The organism is Fictibacillus phosphorivorans (assembly GCF_001619875.1).
GTDB lineage: Bacteria > Bacillota > Bacilli > Bacillales > Fictibacillaceae > Fictibacillus > Fictibacillus phosphorivorans_B.
In genome coordinates this window covers 48,372-60,797 of the sequence record NZ_LRFC01000003.1, presented here as the reverse complement: position 1 = coordinate 60,797, position 12,426 = coordinate 48,372, and the positions used below count along the sequence as shown (strand labels likewise).

The 12,426-nt window shown below is 41.9% G+C and carries 11 protein-coding genes and 1 other annotated feature (1 of these 12 cut by a window edge); of the genes, 10 read left to right on the top strand and 1 reads right to left on the bottom strand.

Annotated elements, in window-relative coordinates:
• Positions 1 to 156 precede the first annotated feature (156 nt).
• Positions 157 to 336 carry a hypothetical protein gene (locus AWM68_RS05190; protein ID WP_066238061.1) on the bottom strand — a complete coding sequence of 60 codons (180 nt, stop codon included), beginning with the start codon at positions 334 to 336 and terminating at the stop codon, positions 157 to 159.
• Positions 337 to 661: 325 nt separating this feature from the next.
• Here AWM68_RS05190 and AWM68_RS05185 point away from each other — a divergent pair, with 325 nt between their 5' ends.
• From AWM68_RS05185 to gltX, 10 genes are all read left to right on the top strand, one after another.
• The gene (locus tag AWM68_RS05185) at positions 662 to 1,129 is read left to right on the top strand and encodes a CtsR family transcriptional regulator (RefSeq protein WP_066238057.1); all 468 of its coding nucleotides are present in this window, start codon (positions 662 to 664) and stop codon (positions 1,127 to 1,129) included.
• A gap of 36 nt (positions 1,130 to 1,165) precedes the next feature.
• Complete coding sequence (locus AWM68_RS05180; protein ID WP_066238052.1) at positions 1,166 to 1,699, top strand: UvrB/UvrC motif-containing protein; 534 nt, start codon at positions 1,166 to 1,168, stop codon at positions 1,697 to 1,699.
• A 3-nt stretch (positions 1,700 to 1,702) separates the two neighbouring features.
• The gene (locus tag AWM68_RS05175) at positions 1,703 to 2,761 is read left to right on the top strand and encodes a protein arginine kinase (protein ID WP_066238050.1); all 1,059 of its coding nucleotides are present in this window, start codon (positions 1,703 to 1,705) and stop codon (positions 2,759 to 2,761) included.
• Between the two features lie 14 nt (positions 2,762 to 2,775).
• Complete coding sequence (gene clpC, locus AWM68_RS05170) at positions 2,776 to 5,196, top strand: ATP-dependent protease ATP-binding subunit ClpC (RefSeq protein ID WP_066238047.1); 2,421 nt, start codon at positions 2,776 to 2,778, stop codon at positions 5,194 to 5,196.
• Positions 5,197 to 5,686: 490 nt separating this feature from the next.
• Entirely contained in the window at positions 5,687 to 7,063 is a 1,377-nt protein-coding gene (gene radA / locus AWM68_RS05165; protein ID WP_066238044.1) for a DNA repair protein RadA, read from the top strand.
• An 8-nt stretch (positions 7,064 to 7,071) separates the two neighbouring features.
• Complete coding sequence (gene disA / locus AWM68_RS05160) at positions 7,072 to 8,145, top strand: DNA integrity scanning diadenylate cyclase DisA (RefSeq protein WP_066238042.1); 1,074 nt, start codon at positions 7,072 to 7,074, stop codon at positions 8,143 to 8,145.
• Between the two features lie 82 nt (positions 8,146 to 8,227).
• Positions 8,228 to 9,319 (top strand): PIN/TRAM domain-containing protein, encoded by a 1,092-nt coding sequence (locus AWM68_RS05155; RefSeq protein ID WP_066238039.1) that lies wholly within the window; start codon positions 8,228 to 8,230, stop codon positions 9,317 to 9,319.
• Between the two features lie 18 nt (positions 9,320 to 9,337).
• Positions 9,338 to 10,054, top strand: a complete 717-nt coding sequence (ispD, locus tag AWM68_RS05150; protein WP_066238036.1) for a 2-C-methyl-D-erythritol 4-phosphate cytidylyltransferase — start codon at positions 9,338 to 9,340, stop codon at positions 10,052 to 10,054.
• Entirely contained in the window at positions 10,029 to 10,508 is a 480-nt protein-coding gene (ispF, locus tag AWM68_RS05145) for a 2-C-methyl-D-erythritol 2,4-cyclodiphosphate synthase (RefSeq protein ID WP_066238032.1), read from the top strand. Before ispD ends, ispF begins: the two co-directional genes overlap by 26 nt.
• A 222-nt stretch (positions 10,509 to 10,730) precedes the next feature.
• On the top strand, positions 10,731 to 12,200 hold the full coding sequence (gene gltX, locus AWM68_RS05140) for a glutamate--tRNA ligase (protein ID WP_066238030.1): 1,470 nt from the start codon (positions 10,731 to 10,733) through the stop codon (positions 12,198 to 12,200).
• A 55-nt stretch (positions 12,201 to 12,255) separates the two neighbouring features.
• Positions 12,256 to 12,426: a binding site (T-box leader), on the top strand (it continues 56 nt past the right edge of the window).

Below are 12,426 nucleotides of genomic sequence, written 5' to 3'. Positions count from 1 at the left end.
TAATTTTTACGTTTTAGACTTAATTCTCCCTCAAAAGGACTCAATTCCTGAACCATAATACCTCACCCCGTATTCTTCGAGTATCTTATTTGCCCCAAGCAAGGTCTTAAAACCATAACAATAGAAAGAAGATGGCCCCAGCCATCTTCATTCCTGCTATATTCTTTCAGCAGAAGCATCAAAAATCCAACCAAAAGCATCACTACGGCTCTTACCACCATCATCGAGGCAATAGCCTAGCCAAAACACTCCTGGTCTCACCTTCAAAACAAAAATATCCCCTCTCCACATCAACCCAACCAAACATAATTTCACGGTAATTCCGTTTTTATTCACGGTAATCCTCCAAATACACGGATAAGCTTCATCATTTCACAGATAAACTTTTTTATCGAATTTTCGACAACACAGCACCAAACAAGGATTCTCACCCATTTAGCCACCCAAAACAACTAACCTCAATTAATTGATCTCCCAAGATATCATCATGTGAAATTTCCCTTCATCACCCTCCAAAAGCACCATCTTTTCGACAGAATCATACAGGTTAAGAAGCAGGGAGAGAGGCAATAATGGTGGATAGAGATTTGCATTTTCGGAAAAAAGCAGGCTATAATAATGTTATAGTCAAAGTTAGTCAAAGTCAGAAGGGGGAGGAGAAATGAGAAATATTTCAGATGTAATTGAAAATTACTTAAAGCAAATTCTCTCAAGCTCGAATGATCCGGCCATCGAAATCAAAAGGACGGATATTGCTGAAAGGTTTCAATGCGTGCCTTCTCAAATAAACTACGTGATAAATACGAGATTTACGATTGAAAAAGGATTTGTAGTGGAAAGTAAAAGAGGTGGAGGTGGTTATATTCGGATCATGAAGGTCCGTACCGAAAGTTCTGCCCACCTCATTGATCACTTAACCACTTTGATTGGTGAAAGGATATCGCAAGGCAACGCAGAAAATGTAATAAAGAGACTTATGGAAGAGACGATTGTATCCGAACGGGAAGCAAGACTTATGCTGAGCGTTATGGACAGATCTATTTTAAAGCTGAATCTTCCACATCGAGACGAATTACGTGCAGAACTTTTAAAAGCTATGATAAAAACATTAAAATACCGAACCACATAGCCCTTTTTTTCATTCTATATAAAAGGAGGGAGCAGAATGAATTGTGAAGAGTGCCATGAACGTGAAGCGTCATTGCATTTTACAAAGATCATAAATGGAGAGAAAACAGAATTTCACATTTGTGAACATTGTGCCAAAGAAAAAGGAGAATTCATGCCGGGGTCGAATTCATTTTCCATTCACCAATTGCTTTCTGGTCTTTTACACGGTGATGGACATGTTCCGAACACCCCATCATCCAATTTCATTCCGCCCTCGTTAAGCTGTGAAAAATGCGGAATGAGTTATTATCAGTTTGCTAAAATTGGCCGTTTTGGATGTGAGAACTGCTATAAGGCGTTTGAGTCCAAACTGAATCCGATCTTTAAGAGGGTTCATGGTGGTAATACCTTACATGCAGGAAAGATTCCTTTACGTGCAGGAAGCAGCATTCAAGAAAAAAAGCAGCTTCAACAATTAAAGCAAGCTTTGCAGCAGTATATATTAAATGAGGAATTTGAAAAAGCTGCTGAGACCAGAGATATCATTAGAGAAATCGAACGCCGCTTGGAACAGGGGAGGGATTCGTAGCCGATGTCTTTAGAACGATTTATCAGTGACGCGATCAGTCCCTGGATGAAAAGGGAAGGACCTGAGTCAGATATTGTTCTCTCAAGCCGTGTCCGACTCGCAAGGAATATTCATCAGTTTGTTTTCCCCATCGCAGCTGACAAAGAATCAGCTCATGAGGTGATAGGTTCCATCTCTTCTTGCACAAATGAAGAAGAAACAGAACCACTGGAAATGCTGATGATGGAGAAGTTAAAACCTATTCAAAAACGGGTACTTGTTGAGAAACATCTGATCAGTCCCAATTTAGCAGAACAAGCGAAATATGGTGCAGTACTCATGAATGACGATGAATCAGTCAGTATCATGCTGAATGAAGAAGATCATATACGCATTCAATGTTTAGCACCAGGTTTTCAGTTAGAAGAAGTTCTTCATAAAGCCAATGAAATAGACGATTTGATTGAGAAAAATGTAGATTATGCCTTTGATGAAAAACGAGGATATTTAACAAGCTGTCCTACAAATGTTGGAACAGGACTAAGAGCTTCCGTCATGATGCATCTTCCGGCATTGGTCCTCACTAAAAAAATGAGTCGAATCATACCGGCGATCAACCAGCTAGGATTAGCTGTAAGAGGCATTTATGGTGAAGGAACAGAAGCACAAGGCAACATTTTTCAAATCTCAAATCAGATGACACTTGGTAAATCTGAAGAGGATATAATGGAAGATTTAGCGGGAGTTGTTGCGCAGGTCATCCAGCAAGAACGTGCAGCTCGCAAACAGCTGCAAGATGCATTGAAATTACAGCTTGAAGACAAGTTATTCCGTTCATTGGGAACGTTGGAGAACTGCCGGATCATTCAATCAAAAGAAGCTGCTAAATGTCTATCAGATGTACGGCTTGGCATTGATCTAGAGATTTTACCCGGCATATCAAAAACAATTCTAAATGAACTTATGATACTTACACAACCGGGTTTTCTTCAACAATATGCAGGTGAAGTTCTAACTCCAGAAGAACGTGACATAAGAAGAGCCACATTAATCAGAGAAAGAATAAAATTGGAAAACCGATAAGGAGCGTGACGAGTATGATGTTTGGCCGTTTTACTGAGAGAGCACAAAAAGTATTAGCGTTGGCACAAGAAGAAGCAATTCGATTAGGACATAACAATGTGGGAACAGAACATATCTTACTTGGCTTGATTCGAGAAGGTGAAGGAATTGCAGCCAAAGCTCTTCAAGTCCTCGGTTTAGGACCTGAAAAAATCCAAAAAGAAGTAGAAACGTTAATCGGCCGCGGACAGGAAGCTGTTCAAACGATTCATTATACACCTCGTGCAAAAAAGGTAATAGAACTATCCATGGACGAAGCTCGTAAATTGGGGCATTCGTATGTTGGTACTGAACATATTTTATTAGGTTTGATTCGTGAAGGAGAAGGCGTTGCAGCCCGTGTATTAAACAACTTAGGTGTAAGCTTGAACAAAGCACGCCAGCAAGTTCTTCAGCTTCTAGGAAGCAATGAAACTTCTTCAAGTCATAGAGGATCATCAGCTAGTGCAAACACGCCGACACTTGATAGTCTGGCTCGTGATCTAACAGCAATCGCACGTGATGGTTCACTTGACCCGGTAATCGGGCGTTCAAAAGAGATTCAGCGTGTTATTGAGGTGTTAAGCCGCCGTACGAAAAACAACCCTGTACTGATTGGTGAGCCTGGAGTTGGTAAAACAGCGATTGCAGAAGGTTTAGCACAGCAGATCATCAACAATGAAGTCCCAGAAACCCTTCGTGATAAGCGTGTAATGACGCTTGATATGGGTACAGTTGTTGCAGGTACAAAGTATAGAGGTGAGTTTGAAGACCGTCTGAAGAAGGTAATGGATGAGATTCGCCAAGCAGGCAATATCATCTTGTTCATCGACGAGCTTCATACTTTGATCGGTGCAGGTGGAGCAGAGGGTGCGATCGATGCATCCAACATCTTAAAGCCAGCTCTTGCTCGTGGTGAACTGCAATGTATCGGTGCGACAACACTTGATGAGTACAGAAAATATATCGAAAAAGATGCAGCGTTAGAGCGCCGTTTCCAGCCGATTACGGTTAATGAGCCGACAAAAGATGAAAGCATTCAAATTCTTCAAGGACTTCGTGATCGTTATGAAGCGCATCACCGTGTGACGATTACAGACGAAGCGATTGAGGCTTCTGTTCAGCTTTCTGATCGCTATATCTCCGACCGTTTCTTGCCGGATAAAGCAATAGACTTAATTGATGAAGCTGCATCAAAAGTTCGCCTTCGTTCATACACAGCTCCTCCGAACTTAAAGGAACTGGAGCAAAAGCTGGAAGAAGTACGTAAAGAGAAGGATGCTGCAGTTCAGAGCCAGGAGTTTGAAAAAGCGGCTTCACTTAGAGATTCTGAACAGCGTCTTCGTGAAGAATTAGAAAAAACGAAAGACGTTTGGAAAGAGAAACAAGGAAAAGAAAATACAGAAGTGACACCAGAAGATATCGCGCAAGTAGTATCTTCGTGGACAGGAGTACCTGTATCAAAACTAGCTGAAGAAGAAACAGAACGCCTTCTTAAGATGGAAGAGATTCTGCATGACCGACTAATCGGCCAGACTGAAGCAGTATCTGCTATCTCAAAAGCGATCCGAAGAGCACGTGCCGGGTTGAAGGATCCAAAACGTCCGATCGGTTCGTTCATCTTCTTAGGACCAACAGGTGTTGGTAAAACAGAGCTTGCTAGAGCCGTTGCCGAAACTCTGTTTGGTGATGAAGATGCGATCATCCGTATCGATATGTCCGAGTACATGGAAAAGCATACAACATCTCGTCTTGTTGGTTCGCCTCCAGGATATGTTGGACACGAAGAAGGCGGCCAGTTAACTGAAAAAGTTAGAAGGAAGCCATACTCCGTTATCTTGCTGGATGAGATTGAAAAGGCACACCCTGAAGTATTTAACATCTTGCTTCAAGTGCTAGAAGATGGCCGTCTAACAGATTCAAAGGGCCGTACAGTCGATTTCCGAAACACGGTTGTTATCATGACTTCAAACGTTGGAGCGAGCACGCTTAAACGTAACCGTTCACTAGGTTTTGCGGTTCACAACGAGGGTCAAAAATACAACGATATGAAGTCTAAAGTAATGGATGAACTAAAGCGTGCCTTCCGTCCTGAGTTCTTAAACCGTATTGATGAGATTATCGTGTTCCATTCTCTTGAAAAAGAGCACTTGCTCAGAATCGTGACGCTAATGGCGGAGTCACTCAAGAAACGCTTAAGTGATCAAGGGATTGATATCGAGTTGACACAAGCCGCTCTTGAAAAGATTACAGATGAAGGCTACGATCCAGACTACGGAGCACGTCCGTTGCGCCGTGCCCTACAGCGTAAGATTGAAGACCGCTTATCTGAAGAGCTTCTTAAAGGAAATATCAACAAAGGGCAAACCGTTAAGATCGATGTGGAAGAGAACGATTTTGTCGTTCAAACGGTGTAACGATCTGAATATATGAGGATATCCTACAAAAAACCCGGAAGGCAGTCATGTCCTCCGGGTTTTTGTCGAAATAATTCTTACGTTTCGCCCTTTTTTGCGTAGGCTAAATGGAAGTAGTTGTTAGGTTTTATGTTATGATAATAGTGAATATTTCTTTATATTTTCAGCATTTAACTTTTTAAAATAAAAGCTGTTTTCTTATACTTAGATGCTCTTGGAAGTGGTTGATTTCCGTTTCAGGTGCTTCGCTTTCCGCGGGGCAGGCGGTGAGCCACATTCGTACGTTTCACATATAAGTGTCTCACCTGCCGGCCTGTCCCGCAGGAGTCTCGCACCTTCCACTCCAATCAACAAATCTAAGAAGAGAAACAAACAAAAGAGCCTATATAAATACAAATGCAAATGAAATCAAGGATTAAACAGAATACAAAAATAAACTTAAGTAAATAGATAAATTTTTAGTTTTAAGTTTGAAAGAGGAGTTTTTTAGATGGCTAAAGTTAAATCAATCTTTCTTTGCCAAGATTGCGGTTATGAGTCTCCAAAATGGATGGGGAAATGTCCGGGATGTCATGCTTGGAATACGATGGTGGAAGAGACCATTCGTCCTGAAAAGGCTGTAAGGGGCTTGAGTTCTGGCGGAGATACGAAAGTAAAGCATAAACCTCAGTCGATTGCGGAAGTGAAAAGTGAGCAGGAACCTCGCATTCCTACTAACTATCAAGAGTTCAACCGTGTATTGGGCGGAGGAATCGTTCCTGGATCACTTGTTTTAGTAGGTGGAGACCCTGGAATCGGGAAATCGACCCTTCTTCTGCAAACATCAGCTCAGCTCGCTCATAAGGGAGAGCGTGTTCTTTACATATCTGGTGAGGAATCTGTTAAACAAACAAAATTGCGAGCAGACCGTCTTGAGATCGATGCGAAAGATCTGTTTGTTTTAGCAGAAACAGATTTAGAGCTTATTGAGCAAGCCATGGCAGATGTGATGCCATCCGTTATGATTATTGACTCCATCCAAACCGTTTATCGGTCTGAGGTCACATCAGCACCAGGGAGTGTTTCGCAAGTACGAGAGTGTACCTCGCATTTGATGAGAATGGCGAAAACAAAAGGTATTGCTGTATTTATCGTTGGACATGTTACAAAAGAAGGTAATATCGCGGGACCGCGTTTGCTAGAACATATGGTGGATGCCGTACTGTATTTTGAAGGAGAAAGACATCACACGTTCCGTATTTTAAGAGCTGTAAAGAATCGCTTTGGTTCTACAAATGAGATCGGTGTTTTTGAAATGAAAGAAGAGGGGCTTGAAGAAGTACTCAATCCTTCTGAAATCTTTTTAGAAGAACGTTCAAAAGGGGCAGCGGGTTCAACGGTTGTAGCTTCCTTGGAAGGTACACGTCCTATGCTCGTAGAGCTTCAGGCCTTAATATCACCTACAAGCTTTGGTAACCCTAGAAGAATGGCTACCGGAATCGATCATAACCGTGTTTCACTGCTTATGGCCGTATTAGAAAAGCGGGTGGGGCTGCTGCTTCAGAATCAAGATGCTTATCTAAATGTAGCAGGCGGCGTCAGACTGGATGAACCGGCGATAGATCTAGCTGTAGCGATCAGCATTGCATCAAGCTTTCGTGATTCACCCACAAAGCCTACAGATGTTATGATTGGTGAAATAGGATTGACGGGAGAAGTTCGGCGAGTTTCCCGTATCGAGCAGCGCGTACATGAAGCTGCAAAGTTAGGTTTTACGCGTGCTATTATACCTGATAAAAATATTGGCGGCTGGACGGTTCCAAAAGGGATCGAGGTCGTTGGTGTATCTACTGTTTATGAGGCATTACAAGCAGCGTTAGGAGGGTAAAGTAAATTATGGACCATGCGATTAAAGAAGCAATCATAAGCCAAATGCTACAGCTTGTTGCTCCCGGGACCCCGCTTCGGGAAGGAATAGACAATGTTTTGCGAGCGAACACAGGTGGATTGATCGTCGTTGGATATAACGATAAAGTAAAAGAAATTGTTGATGGTGGTTTCTCTATCAACTGCAAGTACTCACCTGCATCATTATACGAGCTTGCAAAGATGGATGGAGCAATCATTTTAAATGAAGATGCAGCTAAAATTCTATATGCGAACACACAGCTGATTCCGGATACGGTTATCCCATCAACGGAAACGGGAATTCGTCACAGAACGGCAGAACGTGTAGCGCGTCAGACGGGGAACCTAGTCATCTCCATCTCTCAGCGTCGGAATGTTATCACCCTTTATCAAGGGATGATCCGTTATTCATTAAAAGAGATCGGCGTTATTTTGACGAAAGCCAATCAAGCCATTCAAACGCTTGAGAAATATAAAGTGGTTTTTGATCAAAGTGTTACAAATCTCGGTGCGCTGGAATTTGAAGAATTGGTGACTTTCCAGGAAGTTACACAAGTTATTCACAGAATTGAGATGGTTTTACGCATAAAAAATGAGATTATTAAATATGTTAATGAACTTGGAGTTGAAGGAAGGCTTATTCGAATTCAGATGGAGGAACTCGTTTCTAACATTGAAGAAGAAGCACTCCTCTTAATTAAGGACTATATGAAGGATCGAGAAAGTGATCCGTATGCAATTCTTCGCCAGTTGAATAAACTATCTTCTGAAGAATTGTTTGATGAATCGGTAATTATGAAACTTTTAGGCTTCTCAGCCGGTATGAATATGCAGGATGAAACCATTCATCCGCGCGGGTACCGCATTCTTGCCAAGATTCCAAGACTGCCAGCTGTCATTATTGAAAACTTAACGGATGCATTCAGTAACCTTCCGCAGATTCTGCGTGCTTCTATTGATGAGTTGGACGAGGTTGAAGGAATCGGTGAAATTCGTGCAAGGAAAGTAAAAGAAGGTTTAAAACGAATTCAAGAACAGCTTTTTGTGGATCGTCATATCTAATCTTTTAAGTAAAAAATTCTGTTTTTTGCACGTTTTTAATACGGTCATTTTGTAAATAATGATTAGGGGAGGTGAATCAGGCATGCTAAAAAGAATTGTTCAACTATTTTTTATCGTAATAGGGGGCATGCTAGGCTATCTTTATATACCAGATCTCATTCGTGTACTTAATTTTGGTGACTTGCCGAATCAAGTAACATCCCCATATGTCGGGGCAGTAATTGGTGCACTTATACTATTTTTATCTACATTTTGGCTGTCAGATTACGTAGTAGGATTAATACGCTGGGCAGAGGAAACGGTTGTAAAAGCCCCTGCAACTGATCTTTTATCAGGAACGATGGGACTTATTATCGGATTGATCGTGGCATTCTTAATTCAGTCGCCGCTTAGTTCTATGGACATTGTGGTAGTCAGCTCGATTCTGCCGATTGCGATTACGTTTCTGCTCGGTTATCTAGGCTTTCAAGTCGGTTTTAAAAAGAGAGATGAATTAATTCAACTGTTCTCTTTAAACCGCCAAGGAAAAGAGCGGAAAAAAGAAACTGAGATTGAGAAACCTCATGGCAAGTATAAGATTCTTGATACGAGCGTTATTATCGACGGAAGAGTGGCAGATATCTGTCAAACTGGTTTTCTAGAAGGCCCGCTTATTATTCCTCGTTTTGTTCTAGAAGAGCTTCAGTATATTGCTGATTCTTCAGATGTATTAAAGCGTAATAGAGGACGCCGTGGACTGGATATTCTAAATCGGATCCAAAAAGAGCTGTCTATGAAAGTTGAAATCTATGAAGGCGACTTCGAAGAGGTAACAGAAGTTGACAGCAAGCTTGTAAAATTGGCTCAGTTATTAACCGGGGTCGTTGTAACGAATGACTTTAATCTTAATAAAGTTTGCGAACTGCAAAATGTTGCGGTACTTAATATCAACGATTTGGCGAATGCGGTAAAACCAGTTGTACTTCCTGGCGAAGAACTGGTTGTCCAAGTGATCAAAGATGGGAAAGAGCAGAATCAAGGTGTAGGCTATCTGGATGATGGTACGATGATTGTTGTAGAAGATGGGCGAGACTATGTCGGAAAAACGATCGATGTCGTTGTAACTTCAGTTCTTCAAACATCAGCTGGCCGAATGATTTTTGCCAAAAAGAAATTATTAGAAAAAGCATTGTAACGAACGGTGGGGAAGCGCGTGAACTATTGGACAGTCATTCCTGCTGCTGGACAAGGAAAACGAATGAATGCCGGAATCTCTAAACAATGGATTGAGCTTTTAGGAAAACCCGTTCTTGCACATACACTTGATGTGTTTGAAAAAGATCCTTTGTGTGAGGGTGTCATTCTTGTAGGAAGCAAACAGGAATTGAAACAGATGCAGCAATTCGTACAAACGTTCCAATATACAAAAGTGCACCAAATCGTTCCAGGCGGAAAAGAACGTCAGCAAAGTGTATATGAGGGCTTAAAAAAGGTTACGAAAGACGCGGACCTTGTTCTCATCCATGATGCAGCACGTCCTTTTATCACGCATGATTCTATTCAACAACTTGTTGCAAGAGCAGCAGACTCTGGTTCTGCCGTGTTAGCTGTACCGGTAAAAGATACGGTAAAGAAAGTTGTTCAAGATCATGTGGAAGAAACGATCGACCGTTCCAGCTTGTGGGCTGTTCAAACCCCGCAAGCTTTTCGTCTTTCTATCGTAATGAAAGCTCATGAGAAAGCGGATAAAGAAGGGTATGTTGGAACGGATGATGCGAGCTTAGTGGAACGAATTGGAGAAACAGTCGCTATTGTAATGGGAGACTATCATAATATAAAATTAACTACGTCTGATGACTTGTTGTTTGGACAAGCCATTTTGTTAGACAGACAGGGGGAAAAGCATAATGCGCATCGGACAAGGTTTTGATGTACATGCCTTTTGCGAAGGGCGTCCTTTAATCATTGGCGGGGTAACGATTCCTTATGAAAAGGGACTTTTAGGTCATTCTGATGCAGACGTTCTATTGCATGCGATCACTGATGCATTGCTTGGAGCAGCAGGTGAAGGGGATATCGGTAAGCATTTCCCTGATACAGATCCTGCCTATAAAGATGCAGACTCAAAAAAGCTACTGTTTGATTCTTGGAAACTCGTTCAGAAAAAAGGCTACGCTTTAGGTAATATTGATTGTACGATTATTGCACAAAAACCAAAGATGCTTCCGCACATTGAAGAAATGCGCAGTGTGATTGCAGGGATCTTTGATGTTGATGTAGATAGAATTAACGTAAAGGCAACAACGACTGAAAAGCTGGGCTTCCCCGGGAGAGAAGAGGGAATCGCAGCTCAAGCGGTTGTGTTGATTGAAAAGAGTCTATAAATTGTTGCTAGAGGGATTAAACATATCTTCTTTGACCAGTTAATTGGAGTGCAAGGTGCGAGACTCCTGCGGGACGAGTGGGACAGGTGAGACTCTTAATAGCGCAAAGCGCTAAGAGGCTCACCGCCCGCCCCGCGGAAAGCGAGCAACCTGGAACGGAGATTAACTACTTTCAAAAGCAACGTGAGACACAGTGAAAAAAACTTATAGAGGTGAAACAAGATGGCAAATGAAGTTCGAGTGCGTTATGCACCAAGTCCTACTGGACACTTACATATAGGGAATGCACGTGCAGCTCTATTTAATTATTTATATGCACGCCACACTGGCGGAAAGTTTATTATCCGCATTGAAGATACGGATCAAAAGCGTAACATTCAAGGCGGAGAAGAGAGCCAGTTAAATCATTTAAAATGGCTCGGTATGGATTGGGATGAAAGTGTGGATATCGGGGGCGATTACGGCCCATATCGCCAAATGGAGCGATTGGATCTATACGAAAAGTATACAGATGAGCTTCTTTCCAAAGGTCTTGCGTATACATGTTATTGTACGGAAGAAGAGCTTGAAGCCTCTCGTGAAGAGCAGATGGCTAAAGGTGATACACCTGTATATGACGGGCGCTGCCGTAACTTATCCGTGGAAGAAAAAGCAAAGCTTGAAGAAGAAGGAAGACGTCCTAGCATTCGCTTCTTAGTGCCTCAAGACCGTACGATTACTTTTGACGATATGGTTAAAGGTGAAGTTTCGTTCGAATCAAGCGGATTTGGTGATTTTGTTATCGTAAAAAAAGACGGAATCCCAACGTACAATTACGCAGTTGTCATTGATGATCATGAGATGGCTATCTCTCACGTTTTACGAGGCGATGATCATATCTCAAACACACCTAAGCAGCTTCTGATCTATGATGCACTTGGTTTTGAGCAGCCAAAATTCGGTCATACCACATTGATCGTCAATGAAAACAGAAAGAAATTAAGTAAACGTGATGAGTCTATCGTTCAGTTTATTGAGCAGTACAAAGATTTAGGCTATCTTCCTGAAGCGCTGTTCAATTTTATCGCACTATTAGGCTGGTCACCAGGTGGAGAAGAAGAGATCTTCAGCCGTGAGCAGTTTATTGAAATCTTTGATCCAAACCGTCTGTCTAAAGCACCTGCTGTGTTTGATACTCAGAAGCTGGAGTGGCTTAACAACCAATACATGAAACAGCAAGATGTAGACCGCATCGTTGAACTTTGCATGCCTCATCTTATTAAAGCGGGAAGAATCTCTGAAAATCCAAGTGCAGCGGATCAAGAATGGGTAACGAAACTTGTCGCTCTTCATCAGGAAAAAATGAGCTATGGTGCTGAAATCGTAGACTTAACAGAGCTGTTCTTTAAAGAAGAGATCGAATATGAAGGTGAAGCACTCGAAGTTTTACAGGGTGAAGGTGTTCCTTCTGTTATGGAATCATTCTTAAGTCAAGTTGAAAACAGCGAATCGTTTGAAGCGGAAGACATTAAAGCAATGATGAAGGCTGTTCAAAAGGAAACCGGTCAAAAAGGAAAGAACTTGTTCATGCCGATCCGTGTTGCAACAACAGGACAAACGCATGGTCCAGATTTGCCTGCTGCTGTTTCTTTGCTAGGCAAAACGGTTATCGTGAAACGTCTTCATGCTGTGCTGACTCAAATTAATAAATAATAAAAGTACACATTTTGCAGAGATTATAATATAGTAAAAGAAACTTATTTTTACATGTAAAACGCAGATGAGGAAAGTAGGCTAGCCCTTTTTCATAGTAGAGAGAACCACCACCGGCTGAAAGTGGTTCATGGAAATGCTTGCTGAAATGCCCCTCGGAGTCCCTTGCCGAAAGTTGAGTAGGTTTGGGCGGCAACTCCCCGTTACGGAGCTTAAGGGAACAGGT